At 50.3% G+C, this 23,980-nt stretch carries 16 protein-coding genes; 13 read left to right on the top strand and 3 right to left on the bottom strand.

The genetic code is table 11. The features are described 5' to 3' along the window. Positions 1 to 272 precede the first annotated feature (272 nt). From xdhA to xdhC, 3 genes are read left to right on the top strand one after another with little or no spacing between them, the layout of a single operon-like run. Positions 273 to 2,570: a xanthine dehydrogenase molybdenum-binding subunit XdhA gene (gene xdhA / locus OGY01_RS15655; protein ID WP_045447135.1), complete on the top strand. Its 2,298-nt coding sequence runs from the start codon at positions 273 to 275 to the stop codon at positions 2,568 to 2,570. 10 nt (positions 2,571 to 2,580) lie between these two features. Beyond that, positions 2,581 to 3,456 carry a xanthine dehydrogenase FAD-binding subunit XdhB gene (gene xdhB, locus OGY01_RS15650; RefSeq protein WP_045447138.1) on the top strand — a complete coding sequence of 292 codons (876 nt, stop codon included), beginning with the start codon at positions 2,581 to 2,583 and terminating at the stop codon, positions 3,454 to 3,456. After that, positions 3,456 to 3,935, top strand: coding sequence for a xanthine dehydrogenase iron sulfur-binding subunit XdhC (gene xdhC, locus OGY01_RS15645; protein ID WP_286493319.1), 480 nt, complete (start codon positions 3,456 to 3,458; stop codon positions 3,933 to 3,935). Before xdhB ends, xdhC begins: the two co-directional genes overlap by 1 nt. Positions 3,936 to 3,974: 39 nt before the next feature. On the opposite strand, the gene OGY01_RS15640 is transcribed toward xdhC, so the two are convergent. After that, entirely contained in the window at positions 3,975 to 5,753 is a 1,779-nt protein-coding gene (locus tag OGY01_RS15640) for a sigma-54 interaction domain-containing protein (RefSeq protein ID WP_048220611.1), read from the bottom strand. Positions 5,754 to 6,229: 476 nt separating this feature from the next. On the opposite strand from OGY01_RS15640, the gene ygeW reads away from it, so the two are divergent. Genes ygeW through arcC form a run of 5 tightly spaced genes read left to right on the top strand, consistent with a single transcriptional unit; the run spans position 6,230 to position 12,356 of the window. Next, positions 6,230 to 7,417 carry a knotted carbamoyltransferase YgeW gene (gene ygeW / locus OGY01_RS15635; RefSeq protein ID WP_286493400.1) on the top strand — a complete coding sequence of 396 codons (1,188 nt, stop codon included), beginning with the start codon at positions 6,230 to 6,232 and terminating at the stop codon, positions 7,415 to 7,417. A 56-nt stretch (positions 7,418 to 7,473) separates the two neighbouring features. Then, positions 7,474 to 8,670 (top strand): diaminopropionate ammonia-lyase, encoded by a 1,197-nt coding sequence (gene dpaL, locus OGY01_RS15630; protein WP_045447176.1) that lies wholly within the window; start codon positions 7,474 to 7,476, stop codon positions 8,668 to 8,670. A gap of 56 nt (positions 8,671 to 8,726) precedes the next feature. Continuing rightward, complete coding sequence (locus OGY01_RS15625; protein ID WP_048220609.1) at positions 8,727 to 9,938, top strand: YgeY family selenium metabolism-linked hydrolase; 1,212 nt, start codon at positions 8,727 to 8,729, stop codon at positions 9,936 to 9,938. A 52-nt stretch (positions 9,939 to 9,990) separates the two neighbouring features. Then, entirely contained in the window at positions 9,991 to 11,376 is a 1,386-nt protein-coding gene (hyuA, locus tag OGY01_RS15620; RefSeq protein WP_286493317.1) for a D-phenylhydantoinase, read from the top strand. A 47-nt stretch (positions 11,377 to 11,423) separates the two neighbouring features. Then, positions 11,424 to 12,356 (top strand): carbamate kinase, encoded by a 933-nt coding sequence (arcC, locus tag OGY01_RS15615; RefSeq protein ID WP_200041851.1) that lies wholly within the window; start codon positions 11,424 to 11,426, stop codon positions 12,354 to 12,356. Positions 12,357 to 12,394: 38 nt separating this feature from the next. On the opposite strand, the gene yqeB is transcribed toward arcC, so the two are convergent. Beyond that, positions 12,395 to 14,020 (bottom strand): selenium-dependent molybdenum cofactor biosynthesis protein YqeB, encoded by a 1,626-nt coding sequence (gene yqeB / locus OGY01_RS15610; RefSeq protein WP_286493316.1) that lies wholly within the window; start codon positions 14,018 to 14,020, stop codon positions 12,395 to 12,397. Between the two features lie 47 nt (positions 14,021 to 14,067). Next, positions 14,068 to 14,838 (bottom strand): selenium cofactor biosynthesis protein YqeC, encoded by a 771-nt coding sequence (yqeC, locus tag OGY01_RS15605; protein WP_286493315.1) that lies wholly within the window; start codon positions 14,836 to 14,838, stop codon positions 14,068 to 14,070. Between the two features lie 103 nt (positions 14,839 to 14,941). On the opposite strand from yqeC, the gene mocA reads away from it, so the two are divergent. The 5 genes from mocA to OGY01_RS15580 all read left to right on the top strand — a co-directional run bounded on the left by mocA (position 14,942) and on the right by OGY01_RS15580 (position 23,968). Continuing rightward, on the top strand, positions 14,942 to 15,532 hold the full coding sequence (mocA, locus tag OGY01_RS15600; RefSeq protein WP_286493314.1) for a molybdenum cofactor cytidylyltransferase: 591 nt from the start codon (positions 14,942 to 14,944) through the stop codon (positions 15,530 to 15,532). A gap of 309 nt (positions 15,533 to 15,841) precedes the next feature. Continuing rightward, a complete protein-coding gene (gene ygfK, locus OGY01_RS15595) occupies positions 15,842 to 18,940 on the top strand; it encodes a putative selenate reductase subunit YgfK (protein ID WP_284096802.1) in 3,099 nt (1,032 codons plus the stop codon). A 2-nt stretch (positions 18,941 to 18,942) separates the two neighbouring features. Then, complete coding sequence (gene ssnA / locus OGY01_RS15590) at positions 18,943 to 20,271, top strand: putative aminohydrolase SsnA (protein ID WP_200041848.1); 1,329 nt, start codon at positions 18,943 to 18,945, stop codon at positions 20,269 to 20,271. A 50-nt stretch (positions 20,272 to 20,321) separates the two neighbouring features. Further along, the gene (ygfM, locus tag OGY01_RS15585; protein ID WP_045447207.1) at positions 20,322 to 21,101 is read left to right on the top strand and encodes a molybdopterin-dependent oxidoreductase FAD-binding subunit; all 780 of its coding nucleotides are present in this window, start codon (positions 20,322 to 20,324) and stop codon (positions 21,099 to 21,101) included. Then, positions 21,098 to 23,968, top strand: coding sequence for a molybdopterin-dependent oxidoreductase Mo/Fe-S-binding subunit (locus tag OGY01_RS15580; RefSeq protein WP_286493313.1), 2,871 nt, complete (start codon positions 21,098 to 21,100; stop codon positions 23,966 to 23,968). The genes ygfM and OGY01_RS15580 overlap by 4 nt, the downstream gene beginning before the upstream one ends. Positions 23,969 to 23,980: the final 12 nt, after the last annotated feature.

The following is a 23,980-nucleotide window of genomic DNA, read 5'->3' as shown; positions in this document are numbered from 1 at the left end:
CTCTTTCCGATTAACCTCCGACCAACAAAAACGATAAATACAATTTTCAGATAATCCCAAAGGCTTATTTATCACAATGATTTTTTATCACGCTCATATTGATACACTGCCCCTCTTTCATTACTGATAAAATCGCATCACCTCTGTCATTTTTTAAACGACATCACACTTCCCTCCTCCCCTCACGCTTATAGTCGTTTCTGGCGTAATTCTTGCCTGCATTGACTTAACCATTGCCATAAGAACTAAATGTTCAAATCAAGGGGATTTAAATGGAAGCGCGGGAAGCAACTGCTACAGGTGAATCATGCATGCGCGTAGATGCCATTGCCAAGGTCACCGGGCGGGCACGATATACTGATGATTATGTTATGGCAGGCATGTGCTACGCGAAATATGTACGTAGCCCAATTGCACATGGTTATGCCGTGAGTATTAATGATGAAGAAGCCCGAAGCTTGCCTGGCGTGCTGGCCATTTTCACCTGGGAAGATGTGCCCGACATTCCCTTTGCTACAGCTGGACATGCCTGGACACTGGATGAGAATAAACGTGATACCGCCGATCGCGGTCTGTTAACACGCCACGTTCGCCATCACGGTGATGCGGTTGCCATCGTTGTTGCCCGGGATGAACTTACGGCAGAAAACGCGGCGCAGCTAGTCAATATTGAATGGCAAGAATTACCGGTTATCACCTCACCGGAAGCGGCACTGGCAGAAGACGCTACACAAATTCATAACGGCGGCAATTTGCTTAAACAAAGTGCTATGTCGACAGGCAATGTCCAGCAAGCGATCGATGCGGCGGATTACCAAATCCAGGGACACTACCAGACACCAGTCATCCAACATTGCCATATGGAAAGCGTGACATCGCTGGCGTGGATGGAAGATGACACCCGGATTACGATCGTCTCCAGCACCCAGATCCCGCATATTGTCCGCCGGGTTGTCGGTCAGGCGCTGGATATTCCCTGGTCATGCGTGCGGGTAATTAAACCCTTCGTCGGCGGCGGTTTTGGTAACAAACAAGATGTGCTGGAAGAACCTATGGCGGCATTCCTGACCAGCAAACTTGGCGGTATCCCGGTGAAAGTTTCCCTAAGTCGTGAGGAGTGTTTCCTGGCGACACGTACCCGCCACGCCTTCACCATTGACGGACAAATGGGTATAAACCGTGACGGTACGTTGAAAGGCTATAGCCTGGATGTTCTTTCCAACACCGGTGCTTATGCCTCTCACGGCCATTCCATTGCTTCTGCGGGCGGTAACAAAGTCGCTTATCTTTATCCTCGCAGCGCCTACGCTTACAGTTCAAAAACCTGCTATACCAATTTCCCCTCGGCTGGCGCGATGCGTGGCTATGGTGCGCCGCAAGTGGTTTTCGCCGTAGAATCACTGCTTGATGACGCAGCCGAAGCATTAGGTATTGATCCGGTAGAAATTCGTTTACGCAATGCTGCCCGTGAAGGTGATGCAAATCCGCTCACTGGCAAACGTATCTACAGCGCAGGATTACCTGAGTGCCTGGAAAAAGGGCGTGAAATCTTTGAATGGGATAAACGTCGCGCGGAGTGCCAGAACCAGCAAGGTAATTTGCGGCACGGCATCGGCGTTGCCTGCTTTAGTTACACCTCAAACACATGGCCCGTCGGTGTTGAAATTGCTGGCGCGCGCCTGTTGATGAACCAGGATGGAACGATCAACGTACAAAGCGGCGCAACGGAAATCGGCCAGGGTGCCGACACCGTATTCTCGCAAATGGTAGCTGAAACAGTGGGGGTTCCGGTTAGTGATGTACGCGTAATTTCGACACAAGATACCGATGTTACTCCTTTCGATCCCGGTGCATTTGCCTCACGTCAAAGCTACGTTGCCGCGCCGGCGCTGCGCAGTGCGGCACTGCTATTAAAAGAGAAAATCATTGCTCACGCAGCGGTGATGTTGCATCAGTCAGCGATGAATCTGACTCTGATGAAAGGCAATATCGTGCTGGTTGAAAGACCAGAAGAACCGTTGCTGTCGTTAAAAGATCTGGCGATGGATGCTTTTTACCATCCCGAGCGCGGCGGGCAGCTTTCTGCCGAAAGCTCGATCAAAACCACCACCAACCCGCCCGCATTTGGCTGTACTTTTGTTGATCTGACCGTCGATATCGCGCTGTGTAAGGTCACCATTAATCGAATCCTCAACGTCCACGACTCGGGTCACATCCTTAATCCACTGCTGGCAGAAGGCCAGGTTCACGGCGGAATGGGAATGGGTATCGGCTGGGCATTATTTGAAGAGATGATCATCGATGCAAAAAGCGGCGTGGTACGTAACCCAAATCTACTGGATTACAAAATGCCGACCATGCCAGATTTACCACAACTGGAAAGCGCGTTTGTCGAAATCAATGAGCCGCAATCCGCATATGGACATAAGTCACTGGGTGAGCCGCCAATTATTCCTGTTGCCGCAGCAATTCGTAATGCGGTGAAAATGGCCACCGGTGTTGCAATCAATACTCTGCCGCTAACACCAAAACGGTTGTACGAAGAGTTCCATCTGGCAGGATTGATTTGAGGAAAACATCATGTTTGATTTTGCTTCTTACCATCGCGCGACCACGATTGCAGATGCTATCAACCTGCTGACCAACAATCCGCAGACAAAACTGCTCGCGGGTGGCACAGATGTGCTTATTCAGCTCCACCACCACAATAGCCGTTATCGCCATATTGTTGATATCCACAATATGGAAGAACTGCGGGGAATTACGCTGACAGAAGATGGCGGACTGCGAATTGGCTCTGCGACAACATTCACACAGTTAATTGAAGATCCGTTAACCCAACGCCATCTCCCTGCCCTGTGTGCCGCAGCTTCATCCATCGCTGGTCCGCAAATCCGTAATGTCGCCACCTATGGTGGTAATATTTGCAACGGCGCAACCAGCGCAGACTCTGCCACACCGACGCTCATTTATGATGCCAAACTGGAGATCCATTCATCGCGCGGGGTACGTTTCGTCCCCATAAATGGCTTTCATACCGGGCCAGGTAAGGTTTCCCTTGAGCATGATGAAATCCTGGTCGCTTTTCATTTTCCTCCACAGCCGAGAGCATATGCTGGTAGCGCGCATTTTAAGTATGCCATGCGTGATGCGATGGATATTTCAACGATCGGTTGTGCCGCCCATTGTCGGCTGGATAACGGCAACTTCAGTGAGTTGCGTCTGGCGTTTGGGGTTGCAGCCCCTACGCCGATCCGCTGCCAGCATGCCGAACAGACTGCGCAAAATGCGCCATTAAACCCGCAAACGCTTGAAGCTATCAGCGAATCCGTCCTGCAAGATGTTGCCCCACGTTCTTCCTGGCGTGCGAGTAAAGAGTTTCGTCTACATCTCATTCAGACGATGACCAAAAAAGTGATTAGCGAAGCCGTCGCCGCGGCGGGGGGAAAATTGTAATGAATTACAGCGAAACGATTACCATTGAATGCATTATTAACGGCATGCCTTTTCAGCTTCACGCAGCGCCGGGCATGCCGCTTTCTGAACTGCTCCGCGAACAAGGGCTGCTTAGTGTCAAACAAGGGTGCTACGTTGGTGAATGCGGTGCTTGTACAGTAATAGTTGACGGAACGGCAGTCGACAGTTGTTTATTTCTGGCCGCATGGGCTGAAGGTAAAGAGATCCGCACGCTGGAAGGCGAAGCAAAAGGCGGCAAACTTTCGCGAGTTCAACAAGCTTATGCGAAATCAGGCGCGGTGCAATGCGGGTTTTGTACGCCGGGGCTTATTATGGCCACTACAGCAATGCTGGCTAAACCACGCGAAAAACCGTTAACCATTACGGAAATTCGTCACGGTCTGGCGGGTAACCTCTGTCGCTGTACCGGATATCAGATGATTGTAAATACAGTACTGGATTGCGAGGAAACGAAATAAAACAATCTCCGGCCTGAATTCAGGTCGGATTTTTTACAATTACGTATCCAACAACTCATATTTTTTAATTTTGCGATAGAGCGTGGCAATTCCAATACCCAGCTCATCAGCGACTTGCTTCTTGCTGTTATGACGTGAAAGCGCATCGCGGATCATCTGTTTTTCCATCTCCTCCAGCGCCGTACCGCCAGCATCATCCAGAGCCAGATGCCCCTCGCTGGCTTCAGTCACTACACTTTGTTCCATCGTGGCATTATTTAGCAGATTTGGTGGCAGAAGCGTGTTGTCGATAACTTCACCAGAAGGAACAACGTTAACCAGATACTCCATCAAATTGCTTAACTCACGTAGATTTCCCGGCCAACGATGCTTACGCAATAATTCAACAACATCAGGAGCAATGCCAGGATAAACCGATCCCAGGCGACGCGTATGCAGATGTAAAAAGTAATGGACCAGCAGTTCAATATCTTCCTGACGTTCGCGCAGCGGCGGTAAAGTTAACGGAATGACATTCAAGCGATAGAACAGGTCTTCGCGGAATTTACCTTCGGTAATAAACTGGGCCAAATTCTGGTTAGTTGCAGAAATGATACGAATATCGACTTGTATTGGACTACTGGCACCAATAGGTAGGATCTCGCGTGCCTCAATAGCCCGCAGTAATTTTGCTTGCAGCATTAACGGCATATCGCCAATTTCATCAAGAAATAGCGTGCCCGTGTTTGCCGCCTGAATCAACCCTGTTTTGCCATTGGCTGAAGCGCCAGTAAATGCGCCTTTGACATAACCAAATAATTCACTTTCCAGCAATTGCTCCGGAATCGCCGCACAGTTAATCGCGATAAACGGTTTGTTACGCCGTCCACTCAATTTATGGATAGCACGAGCCACCACTTCTTTCCCGGTCCCACTTTCACCAACGACCATAATGCTGGATGGGCTGGGTGCGATGCGGCTAATGAGTCGTTTTAATTGCCGCATAACCCGACACTCACCCACCAGTTGCTCAATATGCGGCTCGTCTGTGGTGTTTGCTACGGAAAAACTGGTATGGGACTGGTGAAATGCCATTAAAAATAGCTGTCGCCCCTGAATGTTATGTAACTGACCAATAATCAATTCACTTTTATCATCCCACGAGACAATATGTTGCATATGACCATGGGTAAAATTGCTCTCATATGTTAATGGCCTAAAACGAATAGATTTCCCTATTATATTATTTTGAACAACACCGAGAGTTTTTAACACCGTCTGGTTAGCAAACTGAACATGGTTTTCTTCATCTATAACTAATACACCCTGATCCATATTATCAATCATGGTAGCGAATATTTTACTGATGCTATCTCCCGGCCCTTGATCCTCCAGAAGTTTCGAGACAAAAATAGTCGATATATGGCGAACATAATCAGAAAACTCGCGTAAATTATCACTGATATGTTCTTGTTGCTCATGGGTCACAGCAATCAAACTTATCACACCGACACAACGATCTTGCAGAATGACGGGCGTGCCGAGAAATGCTTTTTCGCGACAACTTTCTTTGCTGTCACAGCCTTCACACAGAGGATCGAAACGGGACTGTGTCACGACCTTTTCGGTTTTGGTTTCGAGGACATAACGGAGCAACCGGGAGTTGCTGCTCAACTGGCGGCCAAGAAATTTCCCATACGCGCCAGTTCCCGCGACGCGACACAAGTTTTCATCAACGATCTCAACCTCAAGTTGCAAAACGCTGGCAAGCATTCTGGCAAAACGCTGAATTGTTGGTTGAATTTGCATCAATACTGACTGCGTAGTAGCAAGCTCCATAACCTTACCTTCCAGAATCGCTTATAGGTTGATCGTTGAAGACGTTGATGATTCACGGATCATGATGATATTAACTCAGGCAAATTTTGCTTTGATAAGAACATAAGATTTTTATCACTTTCTAATGAAATTATGGAAGAGATATCACATTTCTATATCAATATGAGAATTACATGGGTGAATTTATCAAACTGACGAGGGATAAACTGTTCTGTTATCTTATTCCTGATAATTAGCAGCAAATAAATAACGCCACAAAAAAGCCAAACGTTTTCGTATATTATGAACATTCAGCAACAGTCCCCAATTCGTGATCCAATCCACATATTACCCGTCAAATTAGCATTTCACTCCCTGTTAGATAATTCTGGCATGTTTATTGTTAGTCCCAGGTATAGCTGTGAAAACACCAACCATTTGGCACGTCACAGTGAAATAAACCACTTTGCCTGTCATTCCACTACCGGGATTTTATGATGAAAACTGTTATTGAGCTGATAAAGGATATCAATTCGCTGACCTCTCACCTGCACGAGAAAGATTTTTTGTTGACGTGGGAACAGACACCCGACGAATTGAAACAAGTACTGGACGTTGCTGCAGCGTTAAAAGCATTACGTGCTGAAAACATCTCGACCAAAGTCTTTAATAGTGGATTAGGTATTTCCGTATTCCGCGACAACTCCACCCGTACTCGCTTCTCTTATGCTTCCGCGCTTAACCTGCTCGGCCTTGCGCAGCAAGATCTCGACGAAGGTAAATCACAAATTGCCCACGGCGAAACCGTTCGCGAAACCGCCAATATGATCTCTTTTTGCGCCGATGCTATCGGTATTCGTGACGATATGTATCTGGGTGCGGGTAACGCCTATATGCGTGAAGTTGGCGCTGCACTCGACGATGGCTATAAGCAAGGCGTACTGCCGCAACGTCCGGCATTAGTTAACCTGCAATGTGATATCGACCACCCAACCCAGTCTATGGCTGACCTGGCATGGTTGCGTGAACACTTTGGTTCACTGGAAAACCTGAAAGGTAAAAAAATCGCCATGACCTGGGCGTATTCCCCAAGCTACGGCAAACCACTCTCTGTACCACAGGGCATCATAGGTCTGATGACCCGTTTCGGTATGGATGTCACCCTGGCACATCCAGAAGGTTACGACCTGATCCCAGATGTGGTTGAAGTGGCTAAAAACAATGCTAAAGCGTCTGGCGGTAGCTTCCGTCAGGTAACCAGCATGGAAGAGGCATTCAAAGACGCGGATATCGTATATCCGAAGTCATGGGCGCCTTACAAAGTGATGGAACAGCGAACTGAACTGCTGCGCGCTAACGATCATGAAGGCCTGAAAGCCCTGGAAAAACAGTGTCTGGCACAGAACGCACACCACAAAGACTGGCATTGCACCGAAGAGATGATGGAACTCACTCGCGACGGTGAAGCCCTGTATATGCACTGTCTGCCGGCTGATATCAGCGGCATATCCTGCAAAGAAGGTGAAGTGACTGAAGGCGTATTCGAAAAATACCGTATCGCGACCTACAAAGAAGCCAGTTGGAAGCCTTATATCATCGCCGCGATGATCCTTTCACGTAAATATTCAAAACCTGGCGCACTGCTCGAACAACTGCTGAAAGAAGCGCAAGAACGCGTGAAATAACCCCTCGAGCCGATCGACAGGTCGGCACTCTATTTCCAGAGGCCAAAGGATAGGATATGTCCGTTTTCTCATTGAAGATTGATATCGCCGATAACAACTTTTTCAACGGCGAAACATCATCGCTCTTTTCGCAAAGCCAGGCAAAACTGGCGCGCCAGTTCCACCAAAAAATCGCTGGCTATCGCCCAACACCACTTTGTGCACTGGACGATCTGGCAAACCTTTTTGGCGTGAAGAAAATTCTCGTTAAGGATGAATCAAAACGATTCGGTCTGAATGCATTCAAAATGCTCGGCGGCGCCTATGCCATCGCTCAGTTACTGTGCGAAAAATATCATCTTGATATCGAAACACTGTCATTTGAGCATCTGAAAAATGCCATTGGCGAAAAAATGACGTTCGCTACGACTACCGACGGCAACCACGGGCGCGGTGTGGCATGGGCTGCCCAGCAACTCGGCCAACATGCGGTGATTTATATGCCGAAAGGTTCTGCTCAGGAGCGTGTGGATGCCATTCTGAACCTCGGCGCCGAATGCATCGTCACCGACATGAACTATGACGACACCGTTCGGCTGACCATGCAGCACGCTCAGCAACGTGGCTGGGAAGTGGTACAGGATACCGCCTGGGAAGGCTACACAAAAATCCCAACCTGGATCATGCAAGGCTACGCCACGCTGGCGGATGAAGCCGTTGAGCAAATGCGCGACATGGGCGTAACACCGACGCACGTTCTGTTGCAAGCTGGCGTTGGCGCGATGGCTGGCGGCGTGCTGGGTTATCTGGTGGATGTCTATAGCCCACAAAATCTGCACAGCATCATTGTTGAGCCTGATAAAGCTGACTGTATTTATCGCTCTGGCGTCAAAGGCAACATCGTCAACGTTGGCGGCGATATGGCCACTATCATGGCTGGCCTGGCCTGCGGCGAACCTAACCCACTGGGTTGGGAAATCTTACGTAATTGCGCGACCCAATTCATCTCCTGCCAGGACAGCGTTGCCGCATTAGGTATGCGCGTGCTGGGTAACCCATACGGCAACGATCCGCGCATCATCTCCGGTGAATCTGGTGCTGTCGGTTTGGGTGTTCTCGCGGCTGTTCATTATCACCCGCAACGTCAAAGCCTGATGGAAAAACTGGCGCTAAACAAAGATGCCATCGTGCTGGTGATCAGCACTGAAGGCGACACCGACGTGAAGCACTACCGCGAAGTTGTCTGGGAAGGCAAACACGCTGTAGCACCTTGATCCCCCTATTGGAACAACTCCCTGCCAAACAGGGAGTAAAAAATCTGGAGAAAATAATGGCTAAGAATATTCCATTCAAACTGATTCTTGAAAAAGCAAAAGATTATCAGGCAGACATGACTCGCTTCCTGCGCGATATGGTTGCGATTCCCAGCGAAAGCTGCGACGAAAAACGCGTTGTGCATCGTATTAAAGAAGAGATGGAAAAAGTCGGTTTCGATAAGGTTGAAATCGACCCGATGGGTAATATTCTCGGTTATATCGGCCATGGTCCGCGCCTGGTTGCTATGGATGCTCATATCGATACCGTGGGTATTGGTAATATCAAAAACTGGGAATTCGACCCATACAAAGGCATGGAAACCGATGAACTGATTGGCGGTCGTGGTACTTCCGACCAGGAAGGCGGCATGGCATCAATGGTTTATGCCGGTAAGATCATCAAAGACCTGGGTCTGGAAGATGAATACACTCTGCTGGTAACCGGTACTGTACAGGAAGAAGACTGCGACGGGCTGTGCTGGCAGTACATTATTGAACAATCCGGCATTCGCCCGGAATTTGTGGTCAGTACTGAACCGACCGACTGCCAGGTATACCGTGGTCAGCGCGGTCGTATGGAAATTCGCATTGATGTACAGGGTGTTAGCTGCCATGGTTCTGCGCCAGAACGCGGTGATAACGCCATCTTCAAAATGGGCCCGATTCTTAGCGAATTACAAGATCTGTCTCAACGTCTGGGCTATGACGAATTCCTCGGCAAAGGCACCTTGACCGTTTCTGAAATTTTCTTCACCTCCCCAAGCCGTTGCGCTGTTGCAGACAGTTGTGCCGTTTCCATTGACCGTCGCCTGACCTGGGGAGAAACCTGGGAAGGCGCACTGGACGAAATCCGCGCCCTGCCAGCGGTACAGAAAGCGAATGCTGTCGTTTCTATGTACAACTACGACCGTCCGTCCTGGACTGGCCTGGTTTACCCAACTGAATGCTACTTCCCGACCTGGAAAGTGGAAGAAGATCACTTCACCGTTAAAACGCTGGTTAATGCCTACGAAGGCCTGTTTGGTAAAGCGCCGGTCGTTGATAAGTGGACCTTCTCTACTAACGGCGTATCCATCATGGGTCGCCACGGCATTCCGGTCATCGGCTTTGGCCCGGGTAAAGAACCTGAAGCCCATGCGCCAAACGAAAAAACCTGGAAAGCTCACCTGGTGACCTGCGCCGCCATGTACGCCGCAATCCCATTAAGCTGGCTGGCAACAGAATAATTACTCTTCACCTAATTCCCTCCGGTTCGCCGGAGGGTTTCTGGAGTTTGCTATGCGCGTATTGATTAAAAACGGCACTGTCGTTAACGCAGATGGACAAGCAAAACAGGATTTGCTGATTGAAAACGGTATTGTTCGCCAGTTGGGTCGCGATATTTCGCCGCAGCTCCCATGTGAAGTAATTGATGCCACTGGATGTTACATCCTCCCTGGCGGCGTGGATGTTCACACGCATTTCAATATTGATGTCGGCATCGCGCGCAGTTGTGATGATTTTTTTACCGGTACCCGCGCAGCCGCGTGTGGCGGTACAACAACCATTATTGACCATATGGGATTTGGCCCGAGTGGCTGCCGGTTACGTCATCAACTGGAAGTGTATCGCGGTTATGCCGCCCATAAAGCAGTCATCGACTACAGCTTTCATGGTGTTATCCAGCATATCAATCATGCCATCCTCGACGAAATCCCGATGATGGTTGAGGAAGGGCTCAGTAGTTTTAAACTCTATCTAACCTATCAATACAAACTCAACGATGATGAAGTTTTGCAAGCGTTACGCCGTCTACATCAGTCTGGCGCACTGACTACTGTACACCCAGAAAATGACGCCGCTATTGCCAGTAAGCGTGCCGAGTTTATCGCCGCTGGGTTAACTGCGCCGCGCTATCACGCGATGAGTCGCCCTCTGGAATGCGAAGCGGAGGCCATAGCCCGCATGATTAACCTGGCGCAGCTTGCCGGTAACGCCCCGTTATATATCGTCCACTTGTCTAACGGCTTAGGCCTGGATTATTTACGTCTTGCCCGCGCAAATCACCAGCCAGTCTGGGTGGAAACCTGCCCGCAATATCTTCTGCTGGACGAGCGCAGTTACGATGCAGAAGACGGCATGAAATTTATTCTTAGTCCGCCGCTGCGCAACGTTCGTGAGCAGGACAAACTGTGGTGTGGCATCAACGATGGCGCGATTGACGTGGTCGCTACCGATCACTGCACCTTCTCAATGGCTCAGCGCCAGCAGATTTCAAAAGGCGATTTCAGCCGTTGCCCAAATGGCTTACCCGGCGTGGAAAATCGCATGCAGTTACTGTTCTCCAGCGGCGTAATGAGCGGGCGTATTTCACCGGAGCGTTTTGTCGAATTAACCAGCGCGATGCCTTCACGACTGTTTGGTCTGTGGCCACAAAAAGGGTTACTGGCACCCGGTTCAGATGGCGACGTGGTGATTATCGACCCCAATAAACGCCAGCAAATTCACCATCGTCATCTTCATGACAACGCCGACTACTCGCCCTGGGAGGGCTTTACCTGCCAGGGTGCAATTGTCAGAACCCTATCCCGTGGTGAAACGATTTTCTGTGACGGCACCTTTACAGGCAAAGCCGGACGGGGACGTTTCCTGCGACGCAAACCGTTTGTCCCTCCCGTGTTCTAACCACTGCCAGGGATCTATACACAATCAAGAATGATGAGTGAGGAAAAATGAGTAAGAAAATTGTTCTCGCCCTGGGCGGGAATGCGCTGGGCGACGATCTGGCCGGGCAAATGAAAGCGGTCAAAATTACGTCTCAGGCAATTGTTGATTTAATTGCCCAGGGGCATGAAGTTATAGTCACTCATGGTAACGGGCCGCAGGTGGGCATGATTAACCAGGCCTTCGAAGCCGCAGCTAAAACTGAAGTGCATTCACCAATGCTGCCGATGTCTGTCTGTGTCGCCTTAAGTCAGGGATATATTGGTTACGACCTGCAAAACGCCCTGCGCGAAGAACTGCTCTCCCGAGGCATTCATAAACCCGTTGCGACTCTGGTCACGCAGGTCGAAGTCGACGCCAACGATCCGGCTTTTCTTAACCCGACTAAACCGATCGGTTCGTTCTTTACCGAGCAGGAAGCAGAACGACTGACAAAACAAGGCTACACTCTGAAAGAAGACGCAGGTCGCGGCTATCGTCGTGTAGTTGCCTCACCTAAACCGATTGATATTATTGAAAAAGAGACGGTGAAAGCACTGGTAGACGCCGGCCAGGTAGTGATTACCGTTGGTGGTGGCGGTATTCCTGTCATTCGTGAAGGTAACCATCTGCGCGGCGCCAGCGCCGTTATCGACAAAGACTGGGCAAGTGCACGTCTGGCAGAAATGATTGATGCAGATATGTTGATAATCCTTACCGCAGTCGAAAAAGTGGCGATTAACTTTGGTAAAGAAAATGAACGGTGGCTGGACCGTCTGTCATTGAGCGATGCTGAACGCTTTATTGAAGAAGGACATTTCGCGAAAGGTTCCATGCTACCTAAAGTGGAGGCCGCCGCGTCATTTGCTCGCTCACGTGCGGGTCGCGAAGCACTGATTACCGTGTTGAGTAAAGCGAAAGAAGGAATTGAAGGTAAAACCGGAACGGTGATTTGTCAGTAATTCAAAGGCCGGATGCGATGTCATCCGGCCAACTTGATTTAAGCAACTTCAAGCACTTCTTTCGTCGCTTTTACGCCCTGATGCATCAGCATCATCAACGCTTCCAACACTCCACCACCAATTGCTCTGGCTTTATCAGAAACACTGGTGAAATCAGCCGTTTTGCCACGAGGGTCGATATCACCGATTTTAAAACCACCGACCACAGCCAGTCCATCGTTCAGCAAGCCACGCACCATGCCCGTCAACGGCGCTTTAACTTCATGCTCGCCAATCCAGGCTATGACATCCCCCTCCTCCACCAAATCGCCTAATTTAACGTTCGAACGCATCATGCCCGCACCCGGAGCGCGAATAACCCGCCGGGTGGTATGTCCCATAATATTGCCAGGAACGCCGGTATTCTCCTGCGCACAACCAGAATAAATGACTTGCCCGAGCCAGTGTCCGCGATTTGTTTCAATCACCGCATGACAATCTACTCCTGCGGTAAAACCAGGCCCAAGTGCAATTGTCACTGGTGCCATATCAGCACGCATACCCAAATTCTGTTTCGCCAGAATGGCGTCCACCACGCAGAGCGGTTTAAGTTCATCGAGCTGCGCACAGGTGGGATCGACCATCACCGGAATAAACCCACGCTCAGTCAGCTTCGTTGCCTCCGCAGAGCTGGAGACCAGCCGAGCAGTGACACCTTCAACCGTCATTTCGCCATCAAATACGGCCTGGGCAAACGCCACGCTGCAGCGAATCACCGTCGGTTTTTCCACTTCCAGCATGATCACTTTGAAACCCGCATGATACAGCCGCAGCGCCACCCCAGTGGCGATGTCTCCCGCCCCGCGAATCACCACTAATTGATGTCCGGAAGGATGTGAAGGTTTCATCATCAGCCCACCAGGCGCGTTATTTTTAACTTGTAAGATCTCTGCCAGCACGCTGATGGCGATCTCCTGCGGTGTTTCGGCACCGATGTTGTAGCCCACCGGCGCATGCAAACGGGCAATATGGTCTTCTGACACACCTTTCTCACGCAACTGGCGCAGGAATAGTTGAACCTTACGGCGGCTTGCCAGTAATCCCAGCCATGCGACTGGCTGTTCAATGAATTTATCGAGAACTTCACGATCCTGATTATTGGTGGCAATAAGAACAAAATTATCAGGTCGAATTTCCAGCGCCTCCACCGCAGCGCCAAACGAATCGGCATGCAGTAATGTTGTTGATGGCGGGAAAAGTTCAGGATTCAGACTTTCACGATAAATATCGGCAACGGCGATATCAAACCCCAACAGAGCCGCACTCTGGGCAATGGCCCGGTTGACATGCCCCGCGCCGATTAATACCAGCCGTGGACGCATACCATGTACGCTAATAAATACTGACATTGCACCTCCGCAATCTGACCCGACAGCATCCGCTCCGTTACGGGCCATGCGTCCATGGAATAAACGCGGCTTACGTTCCTGCAATGCCTCCAGCGACTCTTCAATCACCTTACGCTCAACCATTCCTCCACCAATCGTACCGACGATGGAACCGTCTGCACGCACTAACATTTGTGCAGAATGGCGAGGTGTAGAGCCTCGGCTATCAACAATTTGCGCTATCACAAACGGACAATTTTGATCTTCTAATTTTGCAGCCTCTGTGAAAATATTCATACCAACCTCAATGGATATCCTTTCAGTTACCCGGAATGCCCGGGCTGCTATTTCACAAATCTGCGCGCGATTGCAGGATTTTCTTGTATATCGCCCAGCCAGATTGCCTCTACGTCATGTTGTTGCAGTGGCTTGAGTAGCTCACTTTGTACGATCACATTCTCACATTGAGAAAAACGGTTAATAAACCAGACTCTCCGACAACCTGAAGGCACGTTTTTAAACGCGCCCAGAGGATGGCGAACCAGCGAAACGAGATCGCTAAATTGCAAGGTCGACCCCGGCGTCAGCCCGGTGATGTTGGCAAACTGCGGCCAGCGATGGATATTTTCTGCGTCAATTATCGTGCCCAGTAAATGCCCACTCATCACAGCAATCACGCAACAACTGCTTTGTGGTATGCAAGGTTCGTGCTCATCCGGCGCTTTTAACGGCAATCCACGCGAGCCATCTGCCTCAACGAGAATCACATCACATTCCGGACGTTGCGCCAGCGCATCAATGACGTCTGGTGCAAACCCCTGGGCTTTCCCTGACTGCGCTTTCCAGCGGTTAAAACAAAATGAAACAGGCGACGTGAGAGACACATGAGGAAGCATTACGGGATCGCGGCAGAAAATCACAGGCCAGCAGGAATCGGGCAAAAACATATGTGTGGTCGTAGTGATTAAAACGCGCCTGCCGCTGGACTGAAATAACTGCGCCAGCCAAAAAAGCAGGCTGGTTTTTCCCCCTGCACCAACAACAGAAATGACTGCGGGGTGTTTCTTTGCGCCTAAATCAATGAATAACATTGCCGGGTCAATTATACTTTTCACGAGCCTTCTGGGACCTCTCTGAGGTAAATTAGCCCCATCACTTTATTTGTAGGAAAGTGACACAATTTTCAGGTATGACTTGCCAATAAATAATGGAAACTCTATGTCAGCCATCGACTGTATAATTACCGCTGCCGGATTATCATCAAGAATGGGGCAATGGAAAATGATGTTACCCTGGCAACAGGGAACAATTCTTGATGCAAGTATCAAAAATGCGTTGCAGTTTTGTAGTCGAATTATTTTAGTAACCGGTTATCGTGCTGATGAACTGCATAATCGCTACGTAAACAATGCCAATATCACTATTATTTATAACCCTGATTATGCGCTGGGCTTGCTGACCTCGGTGAAAGCCGCAGCCCCCTCGGTTGAAACAGCGCATTGTTTTATCACCCATGGCGACATGCCCAATCTGAACACCGATATTTTCCGAAAAATCTGGGTATTACGTAACAATGGCGCAATACTCCCTCAGCACAACGGCATACCTGGACATCCGATTTTAATGTCGAAATCGTGCCTGATGCAGGCGGTCCAGCGACCTAATGTTAGCAATATGCGTCAAGCATTGCTGATGGGTGAACACTATTTCGTCGAAATGGAAAATGAAGAAATAATTTTAGATATTGATACTCCCGAAGATTTTATTAATGCACAAAAAAGCATGCTTAAATTTAGAAAACCCAGTTAAACGATTGCGTTCAAATATTTAACCCACTCACTACGCCTTTATCATAATGATAAGGAATCACTGTTTTTGAGAAACGAGAAAAGGTGATAAAAACCCTGGCAATAATAAACCTCAGGAGTGATTTTAATTCTCATTTGGCTACTGTGAGATAATTCACAAAAAGCGTTTAACTTTCGAATCGCCTCACATTTTTTTATATTACCAGGCAAAGTTGGCAAGAGTGGTGCGATTGTTGCTCTATCCCTCTAAACCACCGGATTTCTCAATACCGGTCACTCAATGATATCTGTGTAAGCTAAGGAGAGGGTTATGGGGGATATTATGCGTCCCATTCCGTTTGAGGAACTTTTGACGCGCATATTTGATGAATACCAACAACAACGCTCTATCTTTGGTATTCCTGAGCAGCAGTTTTACTCACCCGTAGAAGGTAAATCTGTCAACGTATTCGGTGAAACCTGTGCTACCCCCGTCGGCCCTGCCGCTGGCCCGCACACGCAACTCGCACAAAATATCGTCACCTCATGGCTGACCGGCGGACGATTCATCGAACTAAAAACGGTACAAATTCTTGACCGTCTGGAGCTAGAAAAACCCTGTATCGACGCAGAAGACGAGTGTTTTAACACCGAATGGTCTACCGAATTCACTCTGCTTAAAGCATGGGATGAATACCTTAAAGCCTGGTTTGCCTTGCATCTGCTTGAAGCCATGTTCCAACCTTCCAACTCCGGTAAATCGTTCATCTTTAATATGAGCGTCGGTTACAACCTCGACGGTATTAAACAACCACCAATGCAGCAATTCATCGACAATATGATGGACGCATCTGCACATCCGAAATTCACCCAATACCGCGATACGCTTAATAAACTGCTCCTGGATGATGCGTTTTTAGCCCGCCACGGTTTGCAGGGTAAACGCGCGCATTTACAGGCACTACCGGCACGTATCCCTACCAGCATGGTGCAAGGCGTAACCCTCTCCACTATGCACGGCTGCCCTCCACATGAAATCGAAGCCATTTGCCGCTACATGCTGGAAGAAAAAGAGCTGAACACTTTCGTGAAACTTAACCCGACTTTGTTGGGCTACACACGGGTACGTGAAATTCTTGATGGCTGCGGGTTCGATTACATCGGCTTAAAAGAAGAGTCTTTTGATCATGATCTGAAGCTGACACAGGCGCTGGAGATGCTGCAACGCCTGATGGCGCTGGCTAAAGAGAAATCGCTCAGCTTTGGCGTCAAACTGACTAACACTCTCGGCACTATCAACAACAAAGGCGCCTTGCCTGGTGAAGAGATGTATATGTCCGGGCGTGCGCTGTTCCCGCTCTCTATCAATGTTGCAGCAGTTCTGTCCCGCGCCTTTGATGGCAGACTGCCTATCTCTTATTCCGGTGGCGCCAGCCAACTGACTATCCGCGATATTTTCGATACTGGTATTCGCCCGATCACCATGGCAACTGACCTGTTGAAACCCGGCGGCTATCTGCGTTTAAGCGCCTGCATGCGTGAACTGGAAGCGTCAGATGCCTGGGGTCTCGACCATGTTGATGTTGAACGGCTGAACAAGCTGGCGGCAGACGCGTTAACCATGGAGTACACCCAGAAACACTGGAAGCCCGAAGAGCGTATTGAAGTGGCGGAAGATCTGCCGCTGACCGACTGCTACGTTGCACCATGTGTCACCGCTTGCGCCATCCAACAGGATATCCCTGAATATATTCGCCTGCTGGGCGAGCACCGCTATGCCGACGCGCTGGAACTTATCTATCAGCGCAACGCCCTGCCCGCCATTACCGGTCACATTTGCGATCATCAATGCCAGTACAACTGTACCCGCCTGGACTACGACAGTGCGCTGAATATCCGCGAACTGAAAAAAGTCGCGCTGGAAAAAGGCTGGGATGAGTATAAACAGCGCTGGCACAAACCAGCGGGTTCCGGTTCACGCCACCCAGTCGCCGTGATTGGCGCGGGCCCGGCGGGTCTGGCGGCAGGTTACTTCCTTGCCAGAGCCGGTCATCCGGTCACGCTATTTGAACGCGAAGCCAATGCGGGCGGCGTGGTGAAAAATATCATTCCCCAGTTCCGTATCCCGGCGGAGTTAATTCAGCACGATATCGATTTTGTCGCTGACCATGGGGTGAAATTTGAGTATGGCTGTTCATCGACTTTAACCGTCGAACAATTAAAAAATCAGGGCTTCCATTACATTCTGATCGCTACCGGCACCGATAAAAACAGCGGTGTAAAACTGGCGGGCGACAATCAACACGTCTGGAAATCTCTCCCCTTCCTGCGCGAATACAACAAAGGTGCAGCGCTCCACCTGGGCAAGCATGTGGCGATTGTCGGAGCTGGTAACACCGCGATGGACTGCGCGCGCGCCGCATTACGCGTACCTGGCGTCGAAAAAGCGACCGTCATTTACCGTCGTTCACTGCAAGAGATGCCAGCGTGGCGTGAAGAGTATGAAGAAGCACTGCACGATGGTGTAGAGTTCCGTTTCCTGAACAACCCGGAACATTTTGATGCCGACGGTACCTTAACACTGCGCGTCATGTCGCTTGGTGAACCTGATGAGAAAGGTCGTCGCCGTCCGGTTGAAACCAGCGAAACAATGACGCTGCATGTAGACAGCCTGATTACCGCCATTGGCGAACAGCAGGACACTGAAGCCTTGAATGCTATGGGCGTACCACTGGACAAAAACGGCTGGCCAGATGTCGATCACAACGGTGAAACTCGCCTCGCTGACGTCTTTATGATTGGTGACGTTCAACGCGGGCCGTCCTCTATTGTCGCAGCGGTTGGAACCGCACGTCGGGCAACGGATGCCATCCTTAGCCGGGAAAACATCCGTTCACACCAGAGCGATAAATACTGGAACAACGCCAACCCTGCGGAAATCTATCTACGCAAAGGCGATATCTCTATCTCCATGGTAAATAGCGACGACCGTGACGCATTTGTCGCTCAGGAAGCCGCACGCTGCCTTGAATGTAACTATGTTTGCAGCAAGTGCGTCGATGTCTGCCCGAACCGCGCCAACGTCTCTATTCCGGTTCCAGGATTCCAGAACCGTTTCCAGACACTCCACCTCGATGCCTACTGCAACGAATGTGGTAACTGTGCCCAGTTCTGCCCATGGAATGGCAGACCATACAAAGACAAAATCACCGTCTTTAGCCTGTCGCAGGATTTTGATAACAGCAGCAACCCTGGCTTCCTGGTGGAAAATGACCGGGTGCGCGTACGTCTGAATAACCAAAGCTGGAATCTGAACATCGACAGCGAAGGGCTGTTTAACAACGTGCCACCGGAGCTAAACAATATGTGCCGCATTATCAGCCATATCCACCAGCATCATCATTATCTGCTGGGCCACGTGGAGGTGTAATCATGTTGATTCTGAAGAATGTCACCGCAGTTCAGCTACACCCGGCAAAAGTACAGGAAGGCGTCGATATCGCCATCGAAAATGATGTCATCATCGCTATCGGCGACACCCTGACGCAACGCTATCCTGACGCCCGCTACAAAGAGATGCATGGTCGAATTGTGATGCCAGGCATTGTCTGCTCGCATAACCATTTTTACTCGGGTTTGTCCCGAGGAATTATGGCGAATATCGCCCCCTGTCCGGATTTCATCTCGACGCTGAAAAATCTCTGGTGGCGGCTCGATCGCGCTCTTGATGAAGAGTCGCTCTATTACAGCGGGCTAATTTGTTCACTGGAGGCTATCAAGAGCGGATGTACCACGGTTATCGATCATCATGCTTCCCCTGCCTATATCGGAGGGTCGCTCTCTACACTGCGCAACGCATTTTTAAAAGTTGGTTTGCGTGCGATGACCTGTTTTGAAACCACCGATCGTAACAACGGCATCAAAGAGTTACAGGAAGGGGTAGAAGAAAACATCCGTTTCGCCCATCAGATTGACGACGCGAAGAAATCCGCAACGGAGCCGTATCTGGTGGAAGCACATATCGGCGCTCACGCACCATTTACTGTTCCAGATGCAGGTCTGGAAATGCTTCGCGAGGCGGTAAAAGCAACGGGACGTGGTTTACACATTCACGCAGCGGAAGATTTGTATGACGTCTCTCACAGCCACCACTGGCACGGCAAAGACCTGCTGGTACGCCTGGCGGACTACGATCTCATCAACAGTAAAACGCTGGTCGCTCATGGGTTGTATCTGTCGAAAGAGGATATCGATCTGCTTAATCAGCACGATGCGTTCCTGGTGCATAACGCCCGTTCTAACATGAACAACCATGTCGGCTATAACCATCACCTTAGCGATATCCGCAATCTTGCGTTGGGAACTGACGGCATCGGTTCAGACATGTTTGAAGAGATGAAATTCGCCTTCTTTAAACATCGTGACGCTGGTGGTTCGCTGTGGCCTGACAGTTTTGCCAAAGCCCTGGCTAACGGCAACGAACTGATTAGCCGCAACTTCAGCGCAAAATTTGGCCTTCTGGAGGTCGGTTATAAAGCCGATTTAACCATTTGCGATTACAACTCACCGACACCACTGCTGGCAGACAATATCGCCGGACATATCGCCTTCGGTATGGGTTCAGGCAGCGTTCACAGTGTGATGGTCAACGGCGTGATGGTTTATGAAGACCATCAGTTTAACTTCGACTGCGATTCCATTTATGCGCAAGCCAGAAAAGCTGCCGCCAGTATGTGGCGTCGGATGGATGCGCTGGCATAAATGACAGATCCCCTCTTCTTTCAGAGAAGAAGGGAAATTAAGGAAAGAAGATGATTGAACAATTTTTCAGACCCGACTCGGTAGAACAGGCGCTGGAACTAAAGCGCCGCTACCAGGATGAAGCTGTCTGGTTTGCCGGGGGCAGCAAACTTAATGCCACACCAACCCGGACGGATAAAAAAATTGCCATTTCTTTGCAGGATCTGGAACTGGGCTGGGTTGACTGGGATAACGGGGCACTGCGCATTGGCGCAATGTCGCGCTTACAGCCTCTGCGCGATGCACGCTACATTCCAGCGGCGCTGCGGGAAGCGCTCGGTTTTGTCTACTCCCGCCATGTCCGTAACCAGTCCACTATCGGTGGCGAAATCGCCGCCAGGCAGGAAGAGTCCGTGTTACTTCCGGTACTGCTGGCGCTGGATGCTGAGTTGGTTTTTGGCAACGGCGAAACACTGTCGATTGAAAACTATCTTGCCGATCCACGCGACCGACTGCTGACTGAAATTATCATAAAAGATCCGTATCGCACTTGTGCTACTCGCAAAATTAGCCGTTCCCAGGCGGGGTTAACCGTGGTTACCGCAGCAGTTGCATTAACAGATCACGACGGTCTGCGGATCGCGCTGGATGGCGTCGCCAGTAAAACACTGCGCCTGCACGACGTAGAAAAACAAAATCTGGAAGGTCGCGCACTGGAGCAAGCCGTCGCCAGGGCGATTTTCCCCGTGGGGGATATTCGGGGTAGCGTCGCGTATAAACGCTATATCACGGGAGTTGTAGTTGCCGACCTGTATACCGACTGCCAACAGGCTGGGGAGGAAGCCGTATGATCATCCACTTGACTTTAAATGGCGCTTCCAGGGAACTAAAGGTTAATCCTGCTGAAAACGTACAAAAGCTGTTGTTTAACATGGGCATGCACTCTGTACGCAACAGTGATGATGGTTTCGGTTTCGCCGGTTCTGATGCGATTATTTATAACGGCAACATCGTCAACGCCTCCCTGCTTATCGCTGCTCAGTTAGATCAGGCAGAAATCCGCACCGCTGAATCCTTAGGTAAATGGAACGAATTAAGTCTGGTTCAGCAGGCAATGGTTGATGTCGGCGTAGTCCAGTCCGGTTACAACGATCCGGCAGCATCTCTGATTATCAGCGATCTACTCGATCGCGTTGCAGCACCAACCCGCGAAGAGATCGACGACGCGCTTTCTGGCCTGTTCAGCCGCGACGCTGGCTGGCAGCAATATTATCAGGTCATTGAACTGGCGGTTGCGCGAAAAAATAACCCACAGGCGACGATTGATATCGCTCCGACTTTCCGCGACGACCTTGAGGTCATTGGTAAGCACTATCCGAAAACCGATGCCGCTAAAATGGTGCAGGCAAAACCCTGCTATGTTGAAGACCGCGTGACAGCTGACGCCTGCATCATCAAAATGTTACGCAGCCCTCACGCCCACGCGCTGATTACACATCTGGATGTCAGCAAAGCCGAAGCTTTGCCAGGCGTCGTTCACGTTATTACTCACCTGAATTGCCCGGACATCTACTACACCCCGGGCGGTCAAAGCGCACCAGAACCTTCACCGCTCGACCGTCGCATGTTCGGCAAAAAAATGCGTCACGTTGGCGATCGCGTAGCCGCTGTTGTAGCCGAAAGCGAAGAGATTGCGCTGGCAGCACTGAAACTCATCGACGTTGAATATGACGTTCTCAAGCCGGTGATATCAATTGACGATGCGATGGCGGAAGATGCCCCAGTAGTACACGACGAACCGGTAATTTATGTCGCTGGCGCGCCAGATACGCTGGAAGAAGACAATAGCCATGCAGCCCAGCGTGGCGAGCATATGATCATTAACTTCCCAATCGGTTCACGCCCACGCAAAAATATCGCGGCCAGCATTCATGGCCATATCGGCGATATGGACAAAGGTTTCGCCGATGCCGATGTGATCATTGAGCGAACCTATAACTCAACTCAGGCTCAGCAGTGCCCTACTGAAACTCATATCTGCTTTACCCGTATGGATGGCGATCGTCTGGTGATCCACGCCTCTACTCAGGTACCGTGGCACTTGCGCCGTCAGGTAGCGCGCCTCGTCGGCATGAAGCAGCATAAGGTTCATGTCATTAAAGAACGCGTTGGCGGCGGCTTTGGTTCCAAACAGGACATTCTGCTGGAAGAAGTATGCGCATGGGCAACTTGCGTGACCGGACGTCCGGTTCTGTTCCGCTACACCCGCGAAGAAGAGTTTATTGCCAACACCTCGCGGCACGTAGCGAAAGTCACCGTTAAACTGGGGGCGAAAAAAGATGGTCGCCTGACGGCAGTGAAAATGGATTTCCGCGCCAATACAGGACCTTACGGAAACCATTCACTCACCGTACCGTGTAACGGACCGGCCCTGTCGTTGCCGTTATATCCGTGCGATAACGTCGATTTCCAGGTCACCACCTACTACAGCAACATTTGCCCAAACGGTGCTTATCAAGGTTACGGCGCGCCAAAAGGTAACTTCGCCATCACCATGGCGTTAGCAGAACTGGCGGAACAGTTGCAGATTGACCAACTGGAAATTATTGAGCGTAACCGGGTACACGAAGGGCAAGAACTGAAGATCCTCGGCGCTATCGGCGAAGGCAAAGCGCCAACCTCCGTCCCTTCTGCCGCCAGTTGCGCGTTGGAAGAGATCCTGCGACAGGGACGTGAGATGATCCAGTGGTCTTCGCCGAAAGCGCAGGAAGGTGACTGGCGTGTGGGGCGAGGCGTCGCCATTATCATGCAGAAATCGGGGATACCAGATATCGATCAGGCTAACTGCATGATCAAACTGGAATCTGATGGCACGATTATTGTCCATTCAGGCGGTGCAGATATTGGCACCGGCCTGGATACCGTGGTGACAAAACTGGCGGCAGAAGTGCTACATTGCGCGCCACAGGACGTACATGTTATTTCTGGCGACACCGACCATGCGTTATTTGACAAAGGCGCATATGCCTCGTCCGGCACCTGTTTCTCCGGGAATGCAGCACGTATGGCGGCGGAAAATCTGCGCGAGAAAATCCTCCTCCACGGAGCCAACATGCTGGGTGAACCACTGGAAGATGTCCAACTGACCACTCCGGGCATCGTCCGCGGGAAGAAAGGAGAAGTCAGTTTCGGAGAAATCGCTCATCAAGGAGAAACCGGTACTGGTTTTGGTTCACTGGTGGGAACCGCCTGCTATATCACACCTGATTTTGCCTTTCCGTATGGGGCAAACTTTGCCGAAGTTGCCGTAAACACCCGTACGGGTGAAATCCGTCTGGATAAATTCTACGCTTTGCTGGACTGTGGCACACCGGTCAACCCAGAGTTAGCGCTGGGTCAGATCTACGGCGCCACCATGCGTGCTATCGGTCATAGCTTGAGTGAAGAAATCATTTACGACGCCGAGGGTCACCCATTGACACGCGATTTGCGAAGTTATGGTGCGCCAAAGATTGGCGACATTCCGCGTGATTTCCGCGCCGTTCTGGTACCAAGTGACGATAAAGTCGGCCCATTCGGTGCTAAATCGATCTCAGAAATTGGCGTAAATGGCGCAGCTCCGGCGATTGCAACTGCTATTCACGATGCCTGCGGCGTCTGGTTACGCGAATGGCATTTCACTCCGGAGAAAATACTCACCGCACTGGAAAAAATATAAACCATAAATGGC

The organism is Citrobacter sp. Cm038, from assembly GCF_030333105.1.
Classification (GTDB): Bacteria; Pseudomonadota; Gammaproteobacteria; order Enterobacterales; family Enterobacteriaceae; genus Citrobacter; species Citrobacter murliniae.
The sequence above is the reverse complement of the archived record's forward strand: the minus strand, read 5'-3'. Positions and strand labels throughout refer to the sequence as shown.